Here is a 26218-nt window from a genome sequence, read left to right as displayed (position 1 = left end):
ATGGGGTGCGGGGGAGTGAGGCGATGGCGCTCAGGGAAATAACCTTGCAAGAGGCGATGACGATTGCCCAGAAAAAGGGGCTCAGGCCGGGAAAGGTGAGGGGAACCACGCGTGTCCAGTTCACCAGAGGCAAGAATTATAGGATCGAGGTCGTGGACTGGAGTTTCTTCAGGACTTGTCTCAAGAAAAGGGGTCTCGCTATATATGAGGATGAGGGTTTCCTGAAGCTCATGAAGAGGCGATAAGAGGGCTATCCGATGCCCAATATTGGGCCGGGCCGTATGGTCAGCGGCATCGGCTGGAACATATTCGGGGTGGTCATCGGCTCCGCGGCAGGCATTCTCACCTCAATAATCCTGGCCCGCCTCCTAGGCCCCGCGAACTACGGGACCCTTGCGCTGACGCTCTCGATTCTGAACGTTCTCGTCGTCTTCTCCTCTCTCGGATTCGAGTTTGCGCTGAATAAATACATCCCGATACTTCTTGAGCAAAAGATGGGAGGAGCCATAAGGAGCGTCGTGGCCAGACTCATTGTCATAAAGCTTGGGATATCAATTGCCCTGGCCGTGTTTATTTTCATCGCTGCGGGACCGATTGCGGAGCACCTTTTTAAAAAACCGGTTCTTGCAAACTATTTTCGCCTCTTAGGGCTGATGGTCGTTCCCTACTCCCTCGAGCCCATCTTCAAGGGGGTTCTGACGGGCTTCTATATGCAGAAGTTCATCAACCTCGTGGACGCCGGGGCCAAGATTTTGTACCTTGTAGTGGCTGCGACGGTTCTGATCGCCGGTCAGGGCGTCGCCGGCGTTCTAATGGCAAATCTGCTGGCGAACCTAATGTTTGTGACGATGGCGGCTCGGCGGAGCTGGAGCGTTATGCCTGAGGCGAAGCGGGGCCGCTCCTTCCCTATGCGACCCATTCTAAGGTATTCACTTTTTCTTTTCGTCTACACGATAATGAATTTCCTTCTGGGTCAGCAGCTCGACCTACTGATGATCGGCTCGATGCTGGAGGACGTGAGGGAGGTCGCCTTCTACACAATCGCCTACTCTCTCTCCTACATGGTTCTGAGCTTTTTCTCTCTTGCCCTGATGGGTGGTATCACCCTGACGTATTTCTCCGAACTCCACGCAAGAAAGGACATGGAAGGCCTGAGAAGGGGCTACACAGTCATGCTGGAGTACCTCTTCGTCTTTATAATCCCTCTCGCGGTCGCCGGGGCTCTGTTCGCTCCCGAGATTCTACAACTCCTATACGGCCGCGATTTCGCGACGACGGGCGCCCTCCTTCTACTCCTTATCTACTTTCCCACAATGGCCATGATGAAGATCGGGACCCTGACATCGACATTCATGAGTGCGATGGACCAGGAGAGGCGGCTGGTCACATCCCGAGCAATTTTCGGAGGAGTAAATATTTTACTCAACCTCATCCTCATACCACGCTTCGGAGCGCTCGGCGCGCTAGTGGGAACCACGACAGCGTCAATCACGGGGTCGATTTATGAGTGCTGGGTCGTCCACCACTCCCTCCACCCCCACTACCCCGTACACTTCGTACGCACGATGCTCGGAGCCTCGCTCATCGCAGGTGGGGTTGCCATTTTGATAAAACACCTTCTCATCCCCCTCAACCCCTACACGGGGAGCGCGGGTGCGGCTGTGATTCTTCTAGGTGCGGGCCTTCCATGGTTCGGAGTGGTCCTGGCCCTTTTCATTGCCCTGAAGCCTCTCTCGCCGGAAACCGTGGAGGTTATAGGGCGCCTACCGATACCGTTCAGGGAGAAGGTGAGGGAGCTCCTGATCTAATTCCCTCAATTCTTATCAAAATCCTTATCTACGAGCACCAGACATGCACTAACGATGCCGGAGGAGCTGGGGCCAGAGGGCCTGAGGCGTGCGGTCGGATCCTACTTCACCACGCTCGGTCTTCACTGGGACGCTGAATCGGTCTATGTCCCGATAGCTGTACCTTCAGAGGAGGCGAGGCTAGAGAGGGCTTTCGACCAGCTGAGGCGGGAGCTGGTCTCCAAGGGCTTCATCCCGATGCTGATCAGGGACCGCTCGGAACTCGGAATCTACATCACAAAGAAGCCTCCTGCCCGTTACCGCAGCCCTTACTGGAACGTCGGTCTCCTCCTCGCCACGGTATGCACAACGGTCTTCGCGGGGACCCTCTCCTGGGCTTCTTACGAGGACCTGGATGTACTGTCCCCGAGGGCCATCGCCTACGGGTCTGTGTTTTTCGCCCTTCCCCTTATGCTCATCCTCGGCGTCCACGAGCTATCGCACTACTACGCTGCAAAAAGGCACGGCGTCGCGGCTTCCTTTCCTTTCTTCATACCCGCCTTTCCGCCGCTTGGAACTTTCGGCGCTTTTATCTCAATACGGGAGCCGATACCGGACCGAAAAGCGCTCATGGACATCGGCGTCTCAGGCCCCATCGGCGGCTTTCTCATGACCATTCCCGTCACCATCGTTGGTCTGTACCTCAGTAGCTACTTCCACATTCCGGCCCCAGAGGACACCAGCGGCCTGATATACCTAGGGACACCGCTGCTATTCGAGGGCCTGAGTTCCCTCGTGGGCTCGGACCCCAGCTACCTCCTCCACCCGACAGCATTCGCGGGTTGGGTCGGGTTCCTAGTCACCGGCCTCAACCTACTCCCCGCGGGCCAATTAGATGGAGGCCACATCGCCAGAGCACTCTTGGGCGAGAGGGCGAAGTACGCGGGCTACACCGCCGTAGCGGTTCTGGTGCTACTCTCCATATTCTCGGGCTACCCGGCGTGGATGGTCTTCGTCCTCCTCATCCTCTTCCTGGGCCTCTACCACCCCCCTCCCCTCAACGACGTCACGAGGCTCGACCGCCGCGGCAAGGCGCTGGGCGCGGTCGGGGTAGCGATTCTGCTCGTGGCCTTCGTGCCGACGCCGATGATTCAGGTTGAGCCCCGATACGACATGGCGCTCAGTGCGGAGGCCGCGGAGGGGAATGTTCTGCCCAACGAGAGCCTGAATTACACGATATATATCCAAAACCGCGGCAATATTGGCTTCGATGTCAGGCTTGAGGCCCGTCTCACCGACCCCGACGACGTCTTCGAGGGCTGGAGCGCCAACCTCTCGAAGAGGGCGATATTCGTGCCCGCGTCGGGCTACCGCGAGGTAAATTTGACTGTGAGGGCACCGGAGCACGCAGCCCCGGGAAACAGGAGCCTGGTCAATATCACTGCCCACCCCGTTCCCGACTCCAGAGCAAAGAGATACCTTGAGCTAGCAACCACTGTCGGCTACCTGAGGGTCTCGGCTGACAGCACGGTGAAGCTCGTCTCCGCTCCCCCCGGGCAAAAAGGGGCCCCGCAGGCGGCTTTCAGCGTGACCTTGCTGTCCCTCGAGAATACGAGCGCGCCCATCACCGCTAACTTAAGCGTTGTGGCGGGAGATGGTTGGGCAGCATCACCAGGTGGGAACTTCTCCATCATGCTCCTGAGCGCCCACCCTGTGACCTTCGAGCTGACTGTCCGCAATATCACCCCCATGCCCGCAGGCTCGACGGGTCTGGTTGAAATCAGGGTCGAGCCGGGCGGAAACGCCAGTCGCGCTTCCGTTCTCGAGCTTACGGTCTCGATGGCCCAGCTCCACTCACTTGAGCTAAAGGCAGAACCCCCTTCAGTCTACATTGTGCGGGGGGGGAGCGCCACGGTTAATGTAACCCTCCGGAACACCGGAAACGGAAAGGACGAGTTTGACCTCTGGACAGCGGCGACCCCCGGCCTGAGCGCGGTCGGCCTCCCCGCCTCCGCGGCTCTAGGGCCTGGAGAGGTCGCTGTCTGGGAGATGACGGTGGAGGCCACCCAGTCTGCCGCGACCGGCCTCCTCTCTCTGCGGATATTTACCGCCTCCTCCGGAATGCCGGCTGCGCAGCAGAGCGCCGTGGTCGGCGTTGTTGTAGAGTGATATCGCCCGAGCCGCTCATGCGAACCGGGAGGCGCAGGGGGTGGGGCTCATCGGCGGCGCCTCTGCCTCCGCAGAGCCCTCTTGACATCGCCCGGAAGTGACTCTGATAGGTACACACGGATCACGAATCGCGATAGCCATCCAGTGTAGCCGAGCATCAGGAGCACCACCGGGACCCAAAGCCACATTTCAAAGTAGATGCCAGCATAATACACCAGCATGAAGAGCGTTCCGAAGGGAATCTGGGCTAGGAAGGCCTTCGCCGCTCCATGCCAGGGCGTCGAAGTTGCGCTCCCAATGCCGAGAATCGCGCCGGCCGAGATGCGGAAGAGAGTCGAGGATAGAGCGATTCCGGTCAGGGAAAGAAGACCGATGGGTGTCAACCCGCCCGCTGGGGACGTAGCTGCATAGGTCAGGCCCATGACACCTGAAGCCGAGAAGCCCGCCCCGACCGCCGCGCCGGTGAACGCGGCGTCGTTCTGCCCCCGGACCCACTTCGAGTTGAGAACCACGAATATCATCATCGTGTCGAGCACTGCGAAGCCGACGACATAGACAAGAAACCCAGAAACACTGGGCGGAAAAAGAACGATGTCGAGGAAACCGTGGAAGAGGAAGGAAAGGAGGCCGAGCATCAACCCTACGGTAATGCCGATGAAGACGCATCTCTCGTTAAAGGCGCCTTCGTACCTTCTCAGCACGAGCCACAGCACAAGCAGCGCCAGACCCAGTCCGAGCAGGGCCGACAGCATAAACCCGGGCTGCAGTTCAGGTCCCTCCCTTCCCCGCGCGCCGGCGGACGAGCAGATTCCCCATTAAGAGAATCAGAGCAAATGAAACGAACAAGAGGAGGAGCTGGTCGGTGCTCTCCTGGACGAGGAGTAGGACGGCGATTGAAATGAGGGCGTAGAGAGCGCTCATCGCCGCCGTGATTTTCCAATGTAGCACCAAGGGCACGGGGCGTGAAACGCCACACAACACTAAATATATATCCATACGAATCATTGATGAAAACGCAGAGGCGGCGCTCGCCGTCTGCAGCCTCGGAAGCGGAGGGAGAGTATTTGGTGGAGGAGGAGCCGAGAACGGAGCTGGATTTCGCCCAGAGGGTCAGACAGCTCAGGGAGGCCGAAGAAAGCCTCAAAAGGTCGAGGGAGGAACTCGCCGCAAAAGAAAGAGAAATCAGGGAGAGGTCGCTGATGCTCCAGCACCTGGCGGAGGAATTGGTCAGGAGGGAGGATGAGGTTGCCGCCAGGGAGCTAGCCCTCCTCTCTGCGGTGGAGCAAAGGAGCGCGGGAGCTGTGGAGGGACTGGTGGACATTTCCGGGGCGCCCGGTGTCGTGGCCGGAGAGAGAAGGCTTGCCGAAGAGGCCCGGCGCCTGAAGGAGGTAGCGGCCCAGCTGAGGAGACGGGAGGAGGAATACGCTGAGAAGGTCAGGCGTTTCAATATAGAGGCCGAAGCTGAGCTCAGGAGAAGGGTGAATGAGATACTCAGGAGGGGGAAGGGAGGGACTGTGGAGGGTGGGGAGTTTCTCGCCCGTGAGGAGGAGGTGAGAAAACGGGAGGCCAGCCTGGATGCGCGGGAGGATGAGCTAAGGAGAAAGGAAGCGAATCTACTCTCGAGAGAGGAGTCGCTAGGGAAGAGGGAGTCGGAGATAAAGGCAATGGAAGAGGAGCTGAGGAGACTCAAGGAGGAGACATCCGAAAAAGCGAAGGAGCTCAGGAGGCTTGAGGAGGAGTTGGTCCAGAAGAGCGGAGCTTTGGCCGAAAAGGAGGCGATGGCAAAGGAGCTCGATGAGCTGAGGGGCGAGCTGGAGAGGCGGCGCGAGGAGGTGAGGGCGAAGGAGAAAGAGGTGAAGGTCAGGTTCGACGAGGCGGAGAGGAGGTATATTGAATTAAAGGAGAGGGAAGAGAGGGTCCGGGGAATGGAGGAGGAGGTGGTGAGGAGGGATACCGAGGTGAGGAGGAAGGAGGAGGAGGTGGCGAACAAAGAGGCGGAGGTGTTGAGGAGGGAGGAGGCTGTTGAAAAAAAAGAGGCGGAGCTGAGGGATAGGGAGGAGGGATTGAGGGCGAAGGAGGAGGAGTTGAGGGTACAGCGTGAGAATCTAGAGGCCATGAAGGCGTCAATGGAAGCACAGCGAGCGGCAGGAGCGGCAGAGGAGCTGGAGGAGAGGGCTAGGCTGCTCGACGAGCGCGAGAGGGCGCTTGAGCAGTTCAACCAAGAGCTGAGGGCGGCGGAAGCCATCAATCAGAAAAAGGAGATGGAGCTGGAGGAGAGGCGTAGGGCGCTGGAGGAAGCCGAGGCGGCGCTTCAGGAGAAGGAGAAAGCTCTGGCGATGGAGACCGAAGCCCTAGCCGCGGACAGGGAAACCTTTTCGCAGAGGGAGGCGGAGTTCCTGCGGCAGAGGGCGGAACTGGAGAAATTCCAGGAGTATTTACGCACTCGTGCGCTCGAGCTGGATGGCACGCAGAAAATACAGGACCGGAGGGAGGAATCCCTAAAGGAGGAGGAGGGGAGAATATCGGCGCTGAGGGCCGAGCTGGAGAAGAAGAAAGAGGAGCTTGAGGCCCTTGAAAAGGACCTGAGGTATCACGAGATTCATCTCCTCACCCTCGAAGAGGAGATTGCGGACTGCCCCTACTGCTCGACAATGGATGGTTTCATCACCACCATGCAGCTGATCGCGGATGCAAAGGGGCTCGGTGCGGACGTCACGGAGGCCGAAAGGTATCACAAGCAGGCAAGACAGGCATTGGAGAGTGGCGACTTCGACAAGGCCGCCACACTTAACCGGAACGCCATGACACTGGCGAAGGAGGCCAAGCAGAAATACCTCCACTACGGAGTGAAGTACATAATTTCCGGCGCGGAGACCGCCGTGAAAAGCGCTTCCCAGATGGGCGTGGACACCTCCGAGTGCGAGGAAATGTTGAAGAGCGCGCGCGAGGCCCTGGACAGAGGAGAGTACGAGAGCGCCGAAGAGCTCGCGCGCAGGGCCGAAAGGACCGCCATCCTCGCCGAGGAAAAGCTCAGGGAGCTCGTAGGCACCCTCGAGCGCATCGAGACCCGGCTGAAGGAGATTCGGAGCTACGGTGTGGACCTTTCCGAGGTGGAAAGCGCTGTCTCGGCGGCTAAAGAGCTGATGAGGGAGAGGAAACGGAAGGAGGCGCAGGAGAGACTGCAGGGGGTAGAGGAAATAATGCTCCTCTCATTCAGGCGCCATGCTGCAAAATTGCGAGACGAAGCACGTGACCTCGTGATGGCGCTGAAGGCGGAAAGCGCCGACGCGGGTGACGCCGAACTCTTTCTGGGAAAGGCTGAGGAGGCCCTCCTTGAAGGGGAATATGGGAAATGTATTCAGTGCGCTTCTGAGGCCCTCCGCCTAGCGAACGAGGCAAGGAGTGCAGGGGCACCGGGAGTGGTGGAAACTAGGACAATGGTGCCACAGACACAGGCTCCAGCCCCCGCCCCGGGAGCGGTCCCCGGCCTGAGAAGGGGTAGGGTGCCACCCCGAGTCGTCGCGGCTACAATGCGAATTCAGGGTGGAGAGGCCGGCCCCCGGCAGCCCTCGGCCCCGGCTGTGGCTATTCCCCGCGGCCCCGCTTCCCCCGGCACCCCGCCGGGTGAATACGAGTGCCCGGGCTGTCGCAGTCATTTCTCGGTCGAGGACAGGCGCAGGCCCGTCCTTACAAAGTGCCCGGTGTGCTCCATGCTTCTCCAACTCCTCTAATTCATATAGCGACCTCATCTAGCGACCTCTTCTACCTGCGCCTGCGTGGCCTTGGGCCCCCTCGACCCACCCTTTTCTTATAATAGATATAGGCCGCGCCAGAGCTGACGGCCGCCAGAAGGAGGAGGGCACCGACGGCGTGGGTCCAAAGTGGGCGGTCGGGGGCCGGGCCTCTCGCCTTAGGACTGAATACATCAATAACCCACTCAACGCCCACGCTGGTCCAGCCATCACTCACATTGAGCCTCACGATGTGCCCACCAGGGACCGCTGGCGCTGTGAAGTCAAAATAGTCGACCCCAGTGGCGGCGAGCTCTCCATCTGCATACCATGTGTAAAGGAGGACGTCGCCGTCCGGGTCGGCAACACGGGCTTCCAGCCTGACAGTCTCCCCTGTCCTGAGCGGGACGGGACTCGGCGGATTGAAGCGCTCCACCTCCGGCGGGCGATTGACATCCCGGACCGTGACCGTCCAGGAGGCTGAGCTCGACAGAACTCCATCAGAGACGGAGAAGGTCAGAGTGTGGACCCCGCTCTGGGTGTGGTCCGGACGATATGCAAAGCTCAAGGTTCCAGAGGCAACCTGGACGCCGTCAAGGAGCCACCGGCCAGTCAGGGGGTCGTTGTCCGGGTCCAGAACTTCGACGGAAAAGCTCCTCGAGCTCCCCTCGTCCATGGAGACTTCGCTGGGAGGACTCTGCGATATAATGCGAGGCGGGAGGTCATAGACAATCCTGATGTTCCTTACCTCGATGATACCGGGCGTGGAGGAAAAAAAGTTCAGGCATACGCTGGCAGTGTCTCGTCCGAGCCTCCTCTCCTCTATAATCGCCCGGTTGAGCGGCTCCCTGAGCTCTGGGGAGGCGAGGGGCTCCCCGGGCGCCAGCCCTCCCAGTCGTGTCCAGACCACTGCGCTTGAGCGTCCGAGAGAGAGGCGGAGGTCCGAGGGGAGGCTTTCCGTTCGCAGGTCTATATACACCGACGAGAGGCTCGGAGAGGAGGACGATGAGCCGGCGAAACGGAATCGGTATACTAGGACCCGGCCCATTGCTGGAAACTCGACCGTCTGGCCTGGGCTCGCCTCTAGCCAGCTGCTCCCGTTGTTGGCGCTGAGCTCCAGTCGAAGGGAGGCCGGGCCCGCGCCAGCGATGCTGTAAACCCAGGAGGCAGTGGCGGATCGCAGGGTCTCGTTGAACTGAACCGGTCTCGACGTCAGAACACCCGAGCTCACGTAGACATTCCATTCTAGGTTCAGGCTTGAGATCCGTGGCGTGGCCGAAGGCAGAGAGGTATTCAGCTCCACTCTCCACTGCACGAACTCGGCCGGAGGGAGAGCCCCCTCCCGTCTGAGCCTATCAACCGGGACCCAATCGGTCCATGGTCCAGAGGAGCTGTTCGAGCTTCTGAGAAAAAGCCCCACCGCCGTTCCGTGTGGAGTCTCTATATCAGCGGAAGCGTTTGTGAAGCTGGCTGGAATCTCGCCGAGGTCGAGTGCCTGGCTCTCCCAGAATCCTGAGGAGAGGTAGGGGTGGAGGCCTCGGGCATAAAATGTCTGGAATATGAAACCGTAGCTCCCTTGGCGGGTCCTATTGTCCTGCCAAGCGACATGTATATCCCCGAATGAATCCACGCAGACCACGGGCGAGTAGGAAGTGACCTCACGAGCGGTGTCGTCCACTCGGACCGAGGGATTGAAGGAACCCCCTCCGTTGGTGGAGTTGGCATAAAATATGTCCGGGTCGCCATAGCGCCTATCGTGCCATACAACGTGAATAACGCCGTCCCGGTCGACAGTGAGCTTGGGCTGGTACTGGTCCTTCCAAGGGCCCGATGGAGGGTCCACCAGCATATTCGTCGAGAAGGTCCTCCCGTCCTGGGTTGAGGAATACATAACCCTATAGTAGCCGGATCGCATGTCGTGCCACACGATGTGTGCCCTCCCATCACCACCCACCGCAACATCTGGGAGGGCCTGAAAAGTGTGCGAGTCTCCGGAGCTGTCCACCCGCACCTCGGGGAGGAAGGTCCCCCCACTGAAACGGGAGTAATAAATGTCGAAATCCCCGCTCCTGTTGTCGTACCAGACGATGTGGAAATCGCCGTGAGGGCCAGCGGCGGCGCGCGGGCGGAGTTGCTCTTTTCCAGAAGCGTCAGTATTAATCCGCGCGCTGGCTCCAAAAACGGTCCCATCGCTCGAGAAGGCGCACCTGATATCAATGTCGCCCTCCCGGTCATCCTCCCATACCACAATCACCACTCCGGAAGGGCCGACCGCAATCGACGGGCAGGACTGGTTCGTTCCCGCGGGGCCGTCGTCGACCCTGCGGTTTGGCGAGAAAGTCGCTCCCCTATCCTTCGATAGGGCAATGTATACGTCATTGTCGCCGCTACGGTTGTCCATCCAAACAACGTAGACCGTTCCATCGGGACCCACCGCGACGTCCGGCGAATCCTGCAGATTTTTCCCGACTCCAGAGTCGTCGTTCACGCAGACCGCAGTGGAGAAGCTCGCGCCGCGGTCTAGGGACCGTGAGAAGTAGATGTTTAGGTCGTAGTCCCTCTGGTCGACCCAAGCGATGTAGATTTCGTTATCTGGGCCGGCCGCAATCGCTGGGTCCCACTCGGACTGATTGCTGGGAGCGGGGCGAGAGTTCGGTGTGAAGTACACAGTCCCGGAATTCTTTTCGAGGACTAGCTCCTCTCCCGATGTGTCTATGCCCTTTCCCGACCGCTCCCGCCAGTTCGTCAGGTTAAAGGAGTGCGTCAGCTGCGCCAGCCTCAGCTCTCCACCAGCTGGCGCAAGACCCTCGGAAGAGCTCCCGTTGAGGAGAGCTTTGATGCCGGCGTCGGAGATGAAGGCGGGAGTTCTAATAGGGCGCGCGACCACCTCGAGAGACCCGCTCAGAACGGTGCAATCTGCCGGAAGGAGGACTGAGGCGGAGCTGTTGGAGCCGGGGGGCACCGTGATCACGAGCTCCCTCGAGAGCTCTCCGCTCGAGAGCGTGAAGAGCTCGGAGAGGCCACCCGTAGGGGGGCTCGCAGCGAGGGCTGTCAGAAGGAGCGCTATGGCTGGGAGGAATCTGGAGAGCCGCCTCTCGCGGACCGCCCTCTCGTGGGGCACCACCATTCCCGCCATATCCCATTAAGACATTAATCACTGCCGCTATATAATGTGTTGTGCGATGCCAGTATCGGGGATAATCTTTATTTATAAAGAATAGCATTGATACCCTGGAACATGTCTAGCAGGCACGTGATGATTTCACAGGAGGAACTCAGGGACATCAGGGAGCTCTATGAGGGCGTGATGTGTCAGGCCTCCCACGGTCTTTTCTTTAAAGAGGGATGTATCATTGGAATAGGTATCGCCAGCCTCGCTAGTCGCGACAGGGCGGTATACTTCGAGACCTGCGGAAAGCTGCTGAAGGAGAGGAACTGGGTCAGGGAGGTTGAGTTCGGCCCGGACACAGTGACTGTTCGTGGTTCCATCGAGGTCTCGAAGAGCGACCGACCGACCTGCCACCGGCTGAGAGGAATTCTGAGGAAGCTTTACGAAGTCCATGGGGGCAAGAATGTTTACTGTCAGGAAGTCGAGTGCGAGAGCACGGGCAAGGAGGCCTGTGTTTTCAAAATAATCAGCGAGTCGAAATGGTGATGGGGGAAAGAGGATGCTGAGGTCGGAAAAGCTTGGTGAGATTCTGAGAGAGCTCAAGAAGACCGGGGGCATCGAGGCCTCCGCGGTGGTGAGCCGAGACGGAATTCTGCTGGCCTCCGACATCCCAGACGATGTCCACGGCGAGACATTCGCCATCATGAGCGCCACGATGCTCGGGGCAGCAATCACGGCGAACTCCGAGCTCAGGAAAAAAACCCCCGAAAGAATTCTTGTCGAGTCCACTGATGGAAAAACCATCGTAGCAGGAGCGGGCGAGAAGTCCCTCATTGTGGCCAGCACAAGGGGCGACGCGGACTTCCAGGCAGTTCTAAAGGCGATATCTGTGGCCGCGAATAAGGTCGCGGAGATGGACTGACGGGTATTGGCAAAGGGGGGCGGGCGCTGGTGGATTCGCGATAAAAGGGGGTCCGTGTTGAGAGCCCGGGCCGTCTGCGCTGCCCTCGCCGCGCTTGTTATTGCAGCAACGATGCACGGCGTCATCGGAGGAGGTGCGCTGGAGAGGGCGGGAGACAGCGAATCACAAGCGCAGGTGCGCTTCGTCAATGTGACAGCCGAATCGGGGCTCTCGGGCATACCCGGGAACTTCTTCGCCTGGGGCGACTTCGACAGAGATGGACATCAGGACTTGCTAGTCGATGGAAAGCGGCTATTCAGAAATTCAGGGCCACCGGACTGGAATTTCATAGAGGTCACCGCGCGCGCGGGAATCGGTGACAGTGGGGCCAACACGGGCTCCTGGGCCGACTACGACAACGATGGCTATCTCGACATCTACTGCCCATCTGGCGGCTGGAGCACCGACTACTCCCCCCTCTGGGACATCCTCTGGAGGAACAGGGGGGACGGAACCTTTGAGAATGTGACTGAGGCCGCGGGCCATGTGACGGACACATTCCCCTCGGTGGCGGCGGCTTGGGGGGACTACGACAGGGACGGCTTCGTAGATATATATGTTGCGAACTACGAGAACTCGTCAATGAGTTCCTACTACCCAGATGTGCTCTGGAGGAACAGAGGGGACGGGACCTTCGAGAATGCAACGAACCGGGCCGGAGTTGACGAGAGCGCGGCGCCGAGGCCGGGCCGCGGTGTTTCGTGGTGCGACTTCGACAATGACGGATGGTTGGACCTCTACGTATGTAATTACAGGCTCCAGGCAAACTACCTCTACAGGAACAACCGCAACGGCACTTTCACGAATGTGGCGGAGAATTGCGGTGTCGAGGGTGAGCCCTCTAGTCGTCTCGGGAGGACCTATTACGGACACAGTGTGGGTGCGGCCTGGTCCGACATTGAGAATGACGGCGACTTTGACCTCTGGGTCAGCAACCTAGCCCACAAAGACCTCTACAGGGGGCCGATATGCGACGATTCAGAGTTATACCTCAGCGCCGGCGCTGGAGGGGGTTACGTATTCGAAAACGTCCGGTCGGACTCCGGAATTCCGACAAAAAGAATCGGTGGCGGCGAGGACGAGCTCTTCGTCGGATGCGCGTGGGGGGACTTTAACTGCGACGGTTATGAAGACCTCTTTATACCCCAGATATACGACGACGTCCCCTACGCTTTCTCATACCTCTTCCGCAACAACGGCAACGGGACATTCACCGACGTCTCGGCCGAGGCCGGCGTGTCGGTCTGGGACACCTACGGGGGCTGCTGGTGCGACTACGACGAGGACGGGGACCTCGACCTGATCACGGGTGGAAAGGGTGTGGCGACAGCCGGCGCCCCGCACGAGATTCACCTCTTCAAGAACCTGCTCAATGAAGAAGGGGACACGAGCTGGCTGGAGCTTGAGCTGGTCGGTACGAGATGCAACGCCGCAGCAATCGGCGCCCGCGTCCAGGCCACCGTTGATGGGATGACCCAGATGAGGGAGGTCCAGGGCGGCATGGGAGCCCACTCTATGCAGAACTCGATGAGGCTGCACTTCGGATTCCCCGGCAGGCCTCGAAGCGCTGACCTGAGCGTCCGCTGGCCTGACGGCAGCCTCCAGGAGCTGAAAGGGGTTGCCTTGAACAGAATATTAAGGATAGTGCAGGGCGCAGGGTGGCAGCCGGACCTCAGCGTTGAGAGACTCACTATCTCGCCTGCCGTACCGGTCGAGGGGGACGAGGTCACAATTCTCGTCACAGTGAAGAACGCGGGAGCAGGGGCCGCGGAGAGGTACAGGGTTTCGGTTTATAGGGACGATGTAGTGCCCTCGAACAGACTGGGGGAATTGGAGATAACTACCCCCCTCCCGAGCGGCGCCTCAGTGGACCACCCGTTCGTCTGGCGAACGGAGGGAGCATCCGGAGACCACACTGTCATCGCTATAATCGGCGACGTGAGACCGCCAGAAAGCAATACAGGAAACAACCGGAGGGAGGCGAGGGTATCGGTGCTCCCGCCGGGTTCGGGCCGTCCACCGGTCGCTCTATTGACTGTTTCTGCGGGTACCGTCAGGACGGGCGAGAGCGTCCTTTTCGACGGAAGCGGCTCATACGACCCCGACGGGAGGGTCGTGGCGTGGAATTTCGACTTCGGCGATGGCTCCTCCACGGGCTGGGTGGTGGACCCTCTCGCGCAGCACTCCTACTCGGCTCCCGGGAACTACACCACCCGGCTGTACGTTTTGGACAACTCCTCCCTCGTCAGCAGCAACGATGCTCATGCGACGGTCAGGGTTGAGCCAGCGGAGAACAGGAGGCCGGTGGCCAGAATCGTCGCCATCCTGCCCAACCCCGCAGTCGCGGGCGAGGAGATTTCTTTCATCGGCGAGGCTCGCGACGACGACGGAGTGGTGGTTGCCATCTGCTGGACCTCTGACTTGGACGGCCATCTGAGCCACCGACTCAGCTTCTCTACATCATCTCTCTCCACTGGTAATCATCGAATCACGCTCACCGTGATGGACGACAGTGGTGAGTGGTCCCCGCCCGCGGGAGCTGGACTCGAGGTACGGGAGCCGCCCAGCAACAAACCCCCAAGAGCGTTTATCGAACGAATCTCGCCGAGCCCAGCTTTGGTTGGAGAGATGGTAACGCTGAGGGGCAGGGGCGAGGACGACGACGGCTCCGTGGTCGAGTACTTGTGGAGCTCCTCCCTCGATGGTTCTCTGGGTTCCGGAGCCATCCTGACCGTCAACGGCCTGCGCGCTGGGAGCCACAGGATATCGCTAAGAGTCATGGACGATGACGGGGCCTGGTCCGGCGAAGCGACCGCAAGGCTCGAGGTCCTGAGCTATACCAAGGAGGAGGGGGCGAACAGACCGCCGAGGGCTTTCCTTTCTGTTTCCCCGCCCACGGTTCAAACTGGGAGGTCTGTCCGCCTTGACGGCTCGATGTCCACCGACCCCGACGGGAGGGTGGTGGAGTACCAGTTCGACTTCGGCGACGGCAGTGGAATCTGCTGGACCGCATCGGCCATAATAGAGCACACGTATCCCGCACCAGGCCAGTACGCGGCCCGGCTGAGGGTTAGGGACGACGCGGGTGCAGTCAGCCCATGGTCGCCAGAGGTGCTGGTCACCGTCGAAAGACCCTCCGGCACTAAACAGCCCCTAAGTCCGCTCCTCCCCGGTCCAGGGACTCTCACCGTGGCCCTTGCGATATCGGCGGCCGTGGTTTTTGTCCAAAGAAAACGCCGGGGGAATACGAGGTACGCTCTCAGCCGCGGACCCCGTACCGCTCTCTATAGACCAGGGCGTCTAAGGGCTTTTTGGCACGGTGAGGGGGCTCCTCCGCCGGATACCCGACCGTGAGGAGCATTACTACCTGCTTCTCTGCCGGAATTCCGAGTAGCTCCTTCACTTTTTCCGGTCTGAAGGAGCCGATGTAGCACGTACCCAGACCAAGTTCCACTGCCTCCAGGACCATGTTTTCCATCGCGAGCGCAAGGTCCACACGGGCCCATTTTGCGGTCGGGTCGTCCACGCCACAGATTACCACTGGGGCCTCCGCGATCTGCCTTTGGTTGTTGCACGCGGGAACCAGAGCCTGCCTGCCCTCTTCCGATGTCACAACAACGAGCTCCCAGGGCTGGAGGTTCATGCCGGAGGGGGCCAGGCGTGCCGCTTCGAGCAGCTTCAGGAGTTTCTCTGGCTCCAATGGCCTGTTCTGGTATCTGCGAATTGTTCTGCGCTTCAGAATGGCCTCGAACACTTCCATGGCCCACAAATCCAAGACTTAATATAAAAGGATTCCAGCGCGGCAATCATGCCCCGCGTCGCAAAGCTTTATTAGTGGCACGCTTCTGCTCAGGCGATGATGCGCCTGATGTGCTGGGGGAAAATCCACCGGGCCACAGTCACGGGTGCTGTGGTGGACTACGTCGGCTCGATCACGATTGACGAAGCCCTGCTCGAGGCTGCGGACATCCTGCCCTACGAGCTCGTCCAAGTTTACGACCTTACCAACGGAGCTCGTCTAGAAACCTATACCGTACCCGCGAGCAGAGGTTCGGGGACAGTGGAGATGAACGGCGCCGCGGCGAGGCTGATCCGGAAGGGGCATAAGGTGATAATTGTGAATTATGTCTGGATGGAAGAGGAGCAGGCTCGCAGGCACAGGCCCAGAATCGTGCTCGTCGACTCTAAGAACAGGCCTGTGGCAGCGAGGAAGGGTCAGTCTGGCGGCGCCCCGGGCCGACTCTGACGGCGAACGCCGGAGCTGCGGCACTGAGCGCGTTGCGAAGGGCCCGGGCCACGGGGTAAGAGCGGGGCTGGGACAACGGCGGAAATGACACCTTTGCTTTGGATTGTGCTGTCGGGAGTTCTCTTCGGGAGCCAGTTCATACCCCAGAAGTACTGCCCGGCCTTCCCTACAGGAGCCTATAATGTCTCAATGGCCCTCGGCATCGCAGTCACAGGTGGGATCTTTTTTGGCGTCGCGCAAGGACCCGCACCCACGCTGCCACTTTTCTCTCTTGTGGCTACTGGAGGATTGTGCTGGGTCATCGGCAATTATCTCCTGATTTTCGCTGTCCGGAGGGCGGGGATGGCGAGGCCCTTTTGCATAATCAACCTAACCTCAGTCCTCTCCTTCATCGGGGGAGGGTGGCTCCTGGGCGAGTTGGGAGAGGTTTCCATGGCAAGGCTGGCCCTGATGGCACTGGGGGTCGCTCTCGTTGTGGTCGGCTCAGCTCTCATCAGCCTCATATCAGAAGACCGGGGGGAGATTTCGGTCGCGGGCGTGACTGGAGTAGGTGGAGGAAGGACGATGAGAACTGGTGGTGAGAGGAGGGGGATCGCGGCGGCCTTTGTCGCCCCCTTCTTCTTCGCTGTCTTCAACGTCGTCATCGCCCAAGCAATCAACCATGCGGGCGTCGCGCCCGGTCCGGCGTTTATTTCCTTCTCTCCAGGAATCATAATCGGAGCGCTCGCTCTGGCGCTCCTCCCGGAGGGGGGCGAGAGCCATTGGTCGCCCTCCGTGACCGAACCCGGAATTCTGGCATGGCGGAGGGCCCCTCTGAGGTGGCATGGCCTGGCCCTCTCTCAGGGAATAATATGGGGCACGGCGATGGTGTGCGTTATGATAGGGTGGCTCGGGACGGGTCTCGCGATAGGGGTTCCGGTGGGGCAGGGTGTGATAACACTAGTCAGCGCGCTATGGGGTCTTCTGGTTTTCAAGGAGCTCGAGCGGCTGAAAGACAGGCGCCGCTCCGGTCTCCAGTTCTTGGCTGGCGCAGCCCTGACCGTGTCTGGAATAGCCTTCATTGTGCTAGCGTAAGAGAGTTTGGCTCCCTCGTGGAGTGGTGCGATAGGATAGCCTCCGATGGGAAACGGCTGGCCGCTCTGAAGGCCGCTCTAACAGAGTTCCCGGGCTCTTGGAGGTGAGAAGAGTCTCACTCGATTCCGAGAAGGTCCACGACAGTTCTCTGCGCTATAAACTTCTTCGCGAGCTCGATGAGTCTTGTCATATCCTCCACTGTCTTCGCGCTCCGCTCCGCCTCTTCGAAAGCCTGCCTGTATTTGGGGTCTATTAGCTGGGCGAGGTAATTCATTGCGACCTTCATCTGAATCATGCGATCAGTCCGGCCAAGCTCCTCTTCCAAGCTGGCGAGCGGGTCGCTCTCCGACTTCTTGGGCACGTCCGGTGGCTTGCTGCCGATCATCTCACGAGCCCTCCCTTTCTACGGTCTCCAAATGCAACTCGGGGCTATATAACCATAGTGGTCGAGCGCGCGCCCGGCATTTCAGACCTCTCGCACCGCCTAGTTGCCCCCTCTTCTCTCCGCCGCCTCAGTCCCTCGGTGCCCCTATAGCGAAATACCTCACCCCGGCGAGCTTGAGCTTGCGGGGCTCAACCGTCCTCCTTCCATCAATAACTATTGGTCTCTCCATCAGCCTTATGTAAGCGGAGGCTGGAATTCGGCGGTACTCGGGCCACTCAGTCTGGAAGACCACCGCGTCCCTTCCCTTGAGAGCGTCCAGAGCCGTCTCGGCATACTCGATGTTGAGTCCGAATTCCTTTTTGAAGTTCTCCATCCCATGCGGGTCGTGGGCAATCACCCGCGCTCCTCTGGCCAGAAGTGCACGGATGAGTGGCTCCGCCCTCGAGTTCCTGACGTCGTCCGTGCCAGGCTTGAAGGTCAGTCCTAGCACCGCCACAGCTTTTCCTCTCAGGTCCCCCAGCGCCTCTTCGGCCAGCTCGACCACTCTCAGTGGCTGCTCCTCGTTCTGGCGCAGCACTGCCTCGATTATCCTGCTCCGGGCGCCGACCTTTCTGGCCACCCTTGCCAATGCCAGGAGGTCTTTTGGAAAGCAGGAGCCTCCGAAGCCCATGCCTGCCCGAAGGAATTCGCGCCCTATGCGGGAATCGAGCCCGACGCCCTCCATGACCTCATACACGTCCACATTGAATTTCTCGCACAAGTTTGCCATTTCGTTCGAAAAGGCGATTTTGGTAGCGAGGAAGGAGTTGGAGATGTATTTCACGAGCTCGGCCGCCGTGAGCCACATCCTTAGCTTTGGGCACCTCTTTCTCGAGTAGAATGCGAGGAGATTGTCGCCGCTTCGCCTGTCGAGCTCTCCTATTACGATTCTGTCAGGCTTAAGACTGTCCTGCAGTGCGTCGCCCTCCCTCAAGAACTCGGGGCACATGCAGGCCCCAAAGTCCCCGGGCTGGGCGCCGGAATAGCGCGCAACGGTCGGGACAACGAACCCTGCTGTCGTATCCGGGGGGACGGTGCTCTTGACCACGACGACGTGATAGCCCTTTCTGTCCCTCAAGCCCGTACCAATGAGACGGGCGGCCTCGCTGACTTGTCTGAGGTCAGCGGAGCCATCCCTTCTTGACGGAGTGCCAACGCATATAAACGACATCTCCGAGGCAGCTACCTCACGCTCGATATCTGTGGAGGCACTCAGCCTCTTTTTCGAGACCATCCTTCGCACTGCCTCCTCAAGGCCCGGTTCATAGAATGGGGCCCTCCCGGAGCGAAGCGCCTCGACCTTATCGTCGGCAACATCCAAACAGATGACTCGGTGGCCGTCCAAGGCGGCTGTGGCACCTGTGACAAGGCCGACGTATCCAATGCCGAGCACAGCCACTCTCATATCCCATCCCCCTTTCCATCGAGACCTCTCTTCGATTTCCCGCCGTTCACCCCCCGGCCACGAAAGGCATTATGGATAGAACGTCTCCGGATTTAAGCCTGAGGGTTGGCTCCGGGAACTCCAGCGCCCTCCCGTTCAGGACGAAGACTAGAAATCCGGCCGCCGGGTCGCTCAGGCGCTCTCGGAGCACGGGCCACCTTCTCCCGAGCTCCGTCAGGAGCTCTCCAAGAGTTCCCCAGGTGATGCTGACTAGGACTCTCTCGGTGCCGGTGTCTCTCGCGATGCCCCCGTAGAACCTGACCTCGCACTCCACCACACCTCGCGCCCGCCCCTCTCCCCCTTCCTCCTCCTCCCGCTCTGCCCTTCCATCCTCAGAACCTGTTTCTCTCTCCGTCATCCCCAGCCCATCCAACCCCATAAAGCGCCCCGTCTCACTATCGCTTTTTGTTGCTGAACATCTGCTCCTGAACAGTCTGGCCTATCGAACGGTGCTCCAATATCATGCCCCAGGGCACCCGAAACCCTCCTCAACCGCTTCTGAACTTCCTCCTACCCGCGTGCTCTCGTCACAGGTGCTTTTTCAGCAGCTCCATCACATCTGGGAAATCGATTCCGAGTTCCCTGACTTTCTCTGGAGTGGGTATTCCGTTCTGGGTCCAGCCGCGCCTTTGATAGACCGCGTCCATGAGCCTCTCGTACTGCTCCTCCCGGTATCTGCGCAGCGCGGCGAGCTTCTCCTTCGTGCTCTTTCCCTCGGGGTTCATTATCCCATTCTCAACCAGCTGTTTGTCGTACCGGTCTCTTCTTGACTCATATTCTTCCTCGGTGACCGGGCCCATCGCGCGATAGGGAATTCTGTCATCCTTTCTTGTACCGAAGCCCATCCGCAGGTTGAACAACCTCTGGAAGTTGTAGACCCGCTCGCTCATCTTAATTAGGTCGTCGGGCGTGGCCTTCCTACCCGTGGTTGCAGTGAAGTACTCCGCGTACCACTCGACGTGCTGCATTACCTTTGCCGGCTCTGGGGTGTTTTTATTCTCTGGGGGCACTATGTCGTTCCAGGGCAGCTTGCAGAGACCGTTCAGGCCGAACCAGGTCCTCCACATTGGGAACCAGTGGAGGGCCTCGGCCTTCTTCTCGAATGTGGGGAGGTAGCCGTGGACCATGTCCAGGAATATCAGCCAAGCCTCGTCATGCTGCGGCCCCTTCAGCGCCAGTCCATATCCTCCCTGCTGAGCCAGCGATTCTTTGGTTATATACTCGGAGAACTCGAGACCCTTCGCTTCCATGCCTATATCAGCCATAATCTGTGGGTCGGCTCCGAAGTGGGCGGCGAAGTATTGCTTCATCCTCCTGACCCCCTGCCCCACGATCTTACCAAAGCCCTCCCCCCAAGCCACTTTATGCAGGAGCTCAAGGGCGGCATCCGCGTTTCCGAACCTCAGCTCAAGGCCGTCGGTGTGTTCCTTCTTAATCAGGCCCATCTCATAGCACTCCATCACGAAGGCGAACCCCGTGCCAACCGATATCGTATCGAGGCCGTAGGTGTCGCAGTAGAAGTTCATTTCGATAACGAAGTTAGGGTCGAAGACACCAAGATTGGACCCGCAGCCCGCGATGGTTTCATATTCGGGTCCATCGACCCAGACCCTCTCTCCCTTGTAGGGTCCGGTTCTCGGAACGAAGTCCTTCACCGTGTGCGAGCAGGCGACCGAGCATCCGACCCAGCAGCCGTCGTAGCCGGGATGGAATATTCTCCTGAAGACCTCCTTGCCGAGTTTCGGGGCGTCAGGATGGCTCCCGTACCGGAAGTTATGGACAGGGAGGAGGTCGTGGTCGTTCATGATGGTCACAAGATGCGTCGTTCCTATCGTGGACATCTCATTCTGCTTGGGGTCGAGTTCCCGAATCTGCGCGTTGTACCTCCTGCCTCCCTTCTTCAACGTCTCGGGGTCCGCGGGGTGGTTGATATCGGGTTTCATCTCCGAGAACTTGGCCACCAGCGCCTTGAGTCTCTTGTTCCTCATGACGGTCCCGAGACCTCCCCTGCCGGCCTGCTTGCTGCGGTAAGATTTGCGCGCGAGGTCGTAGTAGGAGAAGTTCAGGCATCCCCAGAGGCTGTGCTCAGCGCCCCTCCCGCTAGTGACCGACGCAACTGACCTAGGGTTACCCTCCCCGTATCTCTCACCGAGAGCAGGGGCGAGCAGGTGTGTGTCGAGGGGGAGGCCCTCGGCCTCCTCAATCCTGACCTCCCTCCTGTCTCCATCCACGACAATGATGGAGTCTTTTGCCGCCCTGCCCTGCACCTCGATAGCGTCGAAGCCGCAGAACTTCAGATAGGGGCCGAAGAACCCGCCGACGTTCGAGTCCATTACGGAGCCGGTCAGTGGGGAGATACTAACAACAATGCTCTTTCCAGAACCGGGGTAGAGGGTCGTTCCACCGAGCGGGCCGGAGGCTATGCAAAGCTCGTTCTCCGGGTCGTCCCATCTTATCACCCTATCGCGGGGGAGTGAGTTCCAAAGAAGCCAGAGGTCGAATCCCCTTCCCCCTATGAACGTCTCCTTCATTCTTGCGTCAACGGGCTTCTCCCGGAGCTCGCCGGTAGAAAGGTTGATGTAAAGTGTCCTGTTGTTGTAGCCCCTCTCAATGATTCCCGGTTTATAGTTCATAATCGCTAGAGCCACCGAACTCCCCCATAGGGTCTGAATACCTTCCTTCAATATAGATTTTATCGCTCCGATACTCCCCCCAGGTTAGCATCGAAAATCCACCAGACCATCCCGGAGAAAATACATTAGCACCCCTTCCCTCCCCACAAACCTCTGTCTCCCATCGGAATTCTCTCTCTCCGGGCAAGGTAGCTCAATCCTTGATAGGAAAGTCCATATTAAACAAGGCCCATTAACCAATCTTACGGCACGCCCTGTGAGGACATTGAGGAGCAGTCGCAGCTCATAATGTGTGGCTGCGGGGGGAAGGAATGCCGCAAAATATGGTCTCCCGGAGTTGTTGTGATAATGAAATCGCTACTCACTCAGAGCCCCTTCTCTCTTCCCCAGCGATGTTCGTAGTTCTCAATCATCCTTGGAAAGCCTCGGAATCGGCCCTTCGGAGGTGCTCCCTTTCGTGTGAAAGACGAGCAGCCTGTCGATGTCTCGAAACTCTCGCTCTTTTATCATTGAGGGACTCATGACTGTCAGGGCAGTCACCACTCCCGCTTCGAGCAGATTGTGGAAGTGTGTATCGAGGGATGGGGGGCCCTATGGAAAGCGGGTGTGGACGAACCATCGTAGTAGGCTAATCGGTCATCTCCAACACGATTCCCATCTCTTGGATGTTCGTTACCCCCTCAATGGAGTGGAAGCCCCTCTTAAGCCCACGATTCCGATGTCATTGAGCCAAATTACCCACATCAAGACGGGGTTAAGAGGCACAATGGCATCCACAAGGGACGGAACCCGCATTCTCTCCTATTGAAGCTTTGACCTGAACTACAATATCGGGGACGGGATATTGATAGGCATAGTTGGGGCCCTTCATTTCCCGCTCCCCTTTACCTCCGGAGGCTTTTCTTTTACGTAGTGGGGCTATTCGTGGCAGCCACTCGCTACAAGGATGGGTTTTACAGCAAACATTTGCGCTAGGCTCCGGCGACGATAGGGATTGTGGAAGCGTTGAATATCTCAACGAGCTGCTTTCTATCAAATCTATCCAGCTGGTCTTCATCCGGCGCGCTGACGGCATTTGTGTTCCCAGCCCAGGGAGCGGCGTGCCACCTTGAATTCCCTTATTATCAGCAATTCGCGCACCCCGGCTCTACACTCAACTTCTTTTTACCAAACCAGTGCCTTGGGTGGATTGCGGGGCTGGAGTGCGCACGCGCTACCATTCCCATACTGAAGAGGAGGAATTGTAAATACTAGGCTCTGGTATCCAGGCCAGTTCCGGAGGTTTCGTAATATCAGGGCCTAATCAATCGGGAGAACCGTCACTGCCACAGGCAAGATGTGGTATCTGTCCAGCTCGGCGTACATAGCCTTTAGGTTCTCGAAGACCTCCTGGACTGGTGTCCCGCCGAGTAGGTCGTTGATGCCCCCTAGAAGGATGCATACGTTGGCACCACTCCGCGCCACATCCCTGTGCAGGCGGAGCATCATTCCATCGGTCGTGTCGCCGGACACCCCAAAATTAAGGACTTTAACGCCGGGCCTTTTCAGGTAGTGCGTATATGGCTCCCACTCGTTCTCCGTGCGGCTGTTGATGTGGCCTGGGTAGCCCTCGGTAATGCTGTCGCCCAGACAGGCGACGGTTGTGCCCGGCCTCAGCAGATCCACAAGCTCGATAGCGAGGAATTCCCCCAGACGTCTGTAGCCCGCCGCATTAAGATGCCCCCCATCCCCATATGAATACTCTCTCTTCAGTCGCCCAGCGCCGTCGTCGAAAACTGGATAGGCATCCGCCAGCCTTATTCGGGCTCCCCTGCAGTGACTGCGAATCAGCTCATTGAGCCGCACTATTTCCTCCATATTATAACACCGATCGCCCGCAACGGACGCATTGGCCCTTCCTGTGGCCGAAAGCGCATTGTCGGCAGAGGCGCGCCGGAACCCGAAGGTTTCCGACCCACGAGCCGCATACGACGCACTCCTCCTTCTTCGCTCCGAAAGAGCACTCGCGGCAAAGCACAGCATCAACGCCGCCACTCCCGATCCACTCGCCGCATCTGGCGCAAGACTCACCCTTTGCCCCAAAACTGCACATCTTGCAGAGCAGAGCCGTGACCGCCATCCAGATACCAGAACCCCATTCCTTCTCTGATATTTCTGGTTTGCGGGTAAATTCCAGGCCGTCAATTCTGCTGGAGTTTACCTAGACCCTATGTGTCGCTGGGTGTTGTCTCTCCGGTTTAAAGGTAGGTATGCCGCGGCGAGCGCCGGCCGAAAAGCACTTCATGTAGGTGATTTCGATTTTCAGCTATTTTTATTGAAATCGAACCCATATAAGCCTCAGTAAACCCTCGTCGACTGCACGGGTTAAAAGCATGAAGAATTCAGAATATTCTTCAGAATAGAATATTGAAATCTGCAATGTAATTATTATTTAAATGATTAAATATTATATCTATAATAATTAATTTATCTCAGGGTTATTTTTCGATTTTTAAGTGTGTTAGTTTTTATCAAGAAAGGCCTAAATATTTGATGTGAGAAATATAATATATGGTCTCAAAAAAAGCCAGAGTGGAGGTGATGTAAATGTTCAGGAAGGAGAAGAAAAAGGAGCAGATTGTGCCTGTTTCGAGAACCGACATTTCCAGCAGGGATCTCTTCAGCCTCTGGAGCGACATGGACCAGCTTTTCAATAGCTTCAGGAGCTCGATTGACAGTCTTTTCTGGCCGAGCGAAGCTCTCAGGAGGCCTGAACTCGCGGGGCTGAGGCAACCCCTGATGGATATCGAGGACACGGGCAAGGAGTTCAGGGTAACCATTGAAGTCCCCGGGTTCAAGAAGGAGGACGTCAAAGTGGAGGTCTCCGGGTCCACCGTGGAGGTTTCGGCGGAGCGGAAGCAGGAGACGGAGGAGAGGCGGAGGGATTACCTCAGGAGGGAGAGGAGCTCCTCGAGCCTCTACAGGTGCTTCGAGCTCCCCGCCGAGATTCTTCCGGACAAGGCTGAGGCGCGGATGGAAGACGGCGTGCTGGAGCTGGTTCTGCCCAAAAAGGAGCCGACGGAGACCGGGAGGAGGGTAATAGCGGTGAAATAGACTCCCCTCCTCCACCTTTCCCTCCACCGGCCCCGGGATTTGCCTTCCCGGGGCCCGCATCCTCTCAGGGCTCCGATTCTCGGCAAGGAGCTAGCCAGCTCTCCCGAGCGAGGACATAGTCTCCGCCAGCTCGCGCTCCAGAGCCGAGGCGATCGCCTCCATACGCTCTTGCGTTCTCGCTTCGGCAAATAGCCTGACAAGAGGCTGAGTGTTGGAGGGCCTGACCATCCCCCAGCCGTCTTCGTAAATTACCTTCAGGCCGTCGGTCGTGTCAACTTTGTCCCCAGCTTTCCTATGCCTCACAATCATGGCTTCCACTGCCTGGAATTTAAGGCTGTCGGGGCATTGAATACCTTTTTCTGTCATCGGGTAGGATGGAATTCTGTCCAGCATTTCAGAGAGCGGGACTTTCTCTTCCGATAGAATTTCCGCGAGCTTCACGGACGTGAGAACGGGGTCGTCGAAGACCCAGAAGTCCGGGATAAAGTAGTGGGCAGAGACCTCCATTGCGAAAACCGCTCCATGTCTTTTAATGGCCTCGGACACGAATACATCTCCGACCCTAACCCTCATCACCTCCCCCCCGACTTTATGAATCTCGTCTTCCACTATCATCGAGCACGGCACGTTCGCTATTACCCTGCCTTTTCTCTCCTTGAGGAGGCGCTTCGATATTATTATTCCAATCTTCTCGACCTGCGCAACTCGCCCGAGCTCGTCCACGAAAACCACCCGGTCCCCGTCGCCGTCGTATGCCGCGCCGAAAGCTGCCCCCGAGGATCTGACGAGCTCCTGGAGCTGGCCTAGATTTCTCTCCGTGGGATGGGGGGAGCGGCCGGGGAAGGTGCCGTCGGGCTCGCCGTTGACCACCTCTACCTGAGCCCCAAGCTTTTGGAAGAGCGTGGGTGCCGTAAGGGCAGAGGCGCCGTTCCCGGGGTCGAGAGCCACCTTCATTCCGCCCTCCAATTCGGTCCTGTCGAGTATGAACTCGATGTATTGGTCAATTACGTCTTGCGCAACCAACTCGGAGATTCGGCCAAGCCACCTCCAGTCGGCTTTCCTGAGCGCCGTTCCGAAGAATAGATCCCGAACCGTCGTGTTGTCGTCGGTGTAGCCCGTCCCATCGGGGTGGCGGAAGCGGACGCCATTGTACTCGGGCGGGTTGTGGGAGGCGGTGATGTAGGCTCCGGCGTCAAAGCGCATGTGGAGGGTCGCGAAATTCGCGGTCGGAATCGGTACGAGGCCAACCGAAACTACATCGCACCCCGTCATCGCCAGCCCGGCCGCGAAGGCCTTCTCGAGGGAGGGGCTGCTCGTCCTAACGTCCCTCCCAACGCAGACCCTCTTGTCGCCTCCCAAGTGGGTACCGAAGGCCGCGCCGATTCTGGCCATGACTTCCGCCGTCAGCTCCGCGTTGACGACGCCGCGCACATCATAGGCCCGGAATATGCCCGCAAGGCCATTCTTCGCCATAGTTGGGTGAATGGCTTCTGTGGTAAATGACCTTTGGCCCCGGGGGCCACCACCTTCAGAGGCCTCCCGGAGAT

The 26218-nt window shown here is 58.7% G+C and carries 20 protein-coding genes; 10 read left to right on the top strand and 10 right to left on the bottom strand.

Annotation, left to right across the window (positions count from 1 at the left end; genetic code table 11):
• Window positions 1-23 precede the first annotated feature (23 nt).
• From QW379_02255 to QW379_02245, 3 genes are read left to right on the top strand one after another with little or no spacing between them, the layout of a single operon-like run.
• Complete coding sequence (locus tag QW379_02255; GenBank protein ID MEM2869231.1) at window positions 24-245, top strand: hypothetical protein; 222 nt, start codon at window positions 24-26, stop codon at window positions 243-245.
• 12 nt (window positions 246-257) lie between these two features.
• Window positions 258-1808, top strand: coding sequence for a flippase (locus QW379_02250; protein MEM2869230.1), 1551 nt, complete (start codon window positions 258-260; stop codon window positions 1806-1808).
• Window positions 1809-1862: 54 nt separating this feature from the next.
• Window positions 1863-3956 carry a site-2 protease family protein gene (locus QW379_02245; protein ID MEM2869229.1) on the top strand — a complete coding sequence of 698 codons (2094 nt, stop codon included), beginning with the start codon at window positions 1863-1865 and terminating at the stop codon, window positions 3954-3956.
• Window positions 3957-4003: 47 nt separating this feature from the next.
• On the opposite strand, the gene QW379_02240 is transcribed toward QW379_02245, so the two are convergent.
• On the bottom strand, window positions 4004-4708 hold the full coding sequence (locus QW379_02240; protein ID MEM2869228.1) for a hypothetical protein: 705 nt from the start codon (window positions 4706-4708) through the stop codon (window positions 4004-4006).
• Between the two features lie 16 nt (window positions 4709-4724).
• Window positions 4725-4913, bottom strand: coding sequence for a hypothetical protein (locus QW379_02235; GenBank protein MEM2869227.1), 189 nt, complete (start codon window positions 4911-4913; stop codon window positions 4725-4727).
• Window positions 4914-4963: 50 nt separating this feature from the next.
• Here QW379_02235 and QW379_02230 point away from each other — a divergent pair, with 50 nt between their 5' ends.
• Window positions 4964-7687 carry a DUF4398 domain-containing protein gene (locus QW379_02230; GenBank protein MEM2869226.1) on the top strand — a complete coding sequence of 908 codons (2724 nt, stop codon included), beginning with the start codon at window positions 4964-4966 and terminating at the stop codon, window positions 7685-7687.
• Window positions 7688-7718: 31 nt separating this feature from the next.
• Here QW379_02230 and QW379_02225 read toward each other — a convergent pair whose 3' ends face one another.
• Window positions 7719-10823 carry a hypothetical protein gene (locus tag QW379_02225; GenBank protein MEM2869225.1) on the bottom strand — a complete coding sequence of 1035 codons (3105 nt, stop codon included), beginning with the start codon at window positions 10821-10823 and terminating at the stop codon, window positions 7719-7721.
• Window positions 10824-10925: 102 nt separating this feature from the next.
• Here QW379_02225 and QW379_02220 point away from each other — a divergent pair, with 102 nt between their 5' ends.
• The 3 genes from QW379_02220 to QW379_02210 are packed head-to-tail and all read left to right on the top strand — an operon-like array spanning window position 10926 to window position 15111.
• Window positions 10926-11342 (top strand): V4R domain-containing protein, encoded by a 417-nt coding sequence (locus QW379_02220; GenBank protein MEM2869224.1) that lies wholly within the window; start codon window positions 10926-10928, stop codon window positions 11340-11342.
• A gap of 13 nt (window positions 11343-11355) precedes the next feature.
• Window positions 11356-11718, top strand: a complete 363-nt coding sequence (locus QW379_02215; protein MEM2869223.1) for a roadblock/LC7 domain-containing protein — start codon at window positions 11356-11358, stop codon at window positions 11716-11718.
• Window positions 11719-11775: 57 nt separating this feature from the next.
• A complete protein-coding gene (locus QW379_02210) occupies window positions 11776-15111 on the top strand; it encodes an FG-GAP-like repeat-containing protein (GenBank protein ID MEM2869222.1) in 3336 nt (1111 codons plus the stop codon).
• Here the strand turns inward: QW379_02210 and QW379_02205 are convergent.
• Window positions 15017-15517, bottom strand: a complete 501-nt coding sequence (locus tag QW379_02205; protein MEM2869221.1) for a nitroreductase family protein — start codon at window positions 15515-15517, stop codon at window positions 15017-15019. The two genes, QW379_02210 and QW379_02205, sit on opposite strands and share 95 nt — an antisense overlap.
• 96 nt (window positions 15518-15613) lie before the next feature.
• Here QW379_02205 and QW379_02200 point away from each other — a divergent pair, with 96 nt between their 5' ends.
• The gene (locus QW379_02200; protein MEM2869220.1) at window positions 15614-16003 is read left to right on the top strand and encodes an aspartate 1-decarboxylase; all 390 of its coding nucleotides are present in this window, start codon (window positions 15614-15616) and stop codon (window positions 16001-16003) included.
• 84 nt (window positions 16004-16087) lie between these two features.
• Window positions 16088-17077: a GRP family sugar transporter gene (locus QW379_02195; GenBank protein ID MEM2869219.1), complete on the top strand. Its 990-nt coding sequence runs from the start codon at window positions 16088-16090 to the stop codon at window positions 17075-17077.
• Between the two features lie 115 nt (window positions 17078-17192).
• On the opposite strand, the gene QW379_02190 is transcribed toward QW379_02195, so the two are convergent.
• The 5 genes from QW379_02190 to QW379_02170 form a co-directional block, all read right to left on the bottom strand.
• Complete coding sequence (locus tag QW379_02190) at window positions 17193-17462, bottom strand: hypothetical protein (protein ID MEM2869218.1); 270 nt, start codon at window positions 17460-17462, stop codon at window positions 17193-17195.
• A gap of 127 nt (window positions 17463-17589) precedes the next feature.
• Complete coding sequence (locus QW379_02185; GenBank protein MEM2869217.1) at window positions 17590-18906, bottom strand: UDP-glucose/GDP-mannose dehydrogenase family protein; 1317 nt, start codon at window positions 18904-18906, stop codon at window positions 17590-17592.
• 46 nt (window positions 18907-18952) lie between these two features.
• Window positions 18953-19303, bottom strand: a complete 351-nt coding sequence (locus QW379_02180; protein MEM2869216.1) for a MoaD/ThiS family protein — start codon at window positions 19301-19303, stop codon at window positions 18953-18955.
• Between the two features lie 169 nt (window positions 19304-19472).
• The gene (locus QW379_02175) at window positions 19473-21578 is read right to left on the bottom strand and encodes an aldehyde ferredoxin oxidoreductase C-terminal domain-containing protein (GenBank protein ID MEM2869215.1); all 2106 of its coding nucleotides are present in this window, start codon (window positions 21576-21578) and stop codon (window positions 19473-19475) included.
• A gap of 1299 nt (window positions 21579-22877) precedes the next feature.
• Window positions 22878-23435, bottom strand: a complete 558-nt coding sequence (locus QW379_02170; GenBank protein MEM2869214.1) for a GDSL-type esterase/lipase family protein — start codon at window positions 23433-23435, stop codon at window positions 22878-22880.
• Between the two features lie 729 nt (window positions 23436-24164).
• On the opposite strand from QW379_02170, the gene QW379_02165 reads away from it, so the two are divergent.
• On the top strand, window positions 24165-24671 hold the full coding sequence (locus tag QW379_02165) for an Hsp20/alpha crystallin family protein (protein MEM2869213.1): 507 nt from the start codon (window positions 24165-24167) through the stop codon (window positions 24669-24671).
• Window positions 24672-24761: 90 nt separating this feature from the next.
• Here QW379_02165 and glmM read toward each other — a convergent pair whose 3' ends face one another.
• A complete protein-coding gene (gene glmM / locus QW379_02160) occupies window positions 24762-26144 on the bottom strand; it encodes a phosphoglucosamine mutase (GenBank protein ID MEM2869212.1) in 1383 nt (460 codons plus the stop codon).
• Window positions 26145-26218 lie beyond the last annotated feature (74 nt).

The sequence above is a fragment of the Thermoplasmata archaeon genome, from assembly GCA_038851035.1.
Lineage (GTDB): Archaea > Thermoplasmatota > DTKX01 > VGTL01 > VGTL01 > JAWCLH01.
This window is presented reverse-complemented; position numbering and strand designations above follow the sequence as displayed.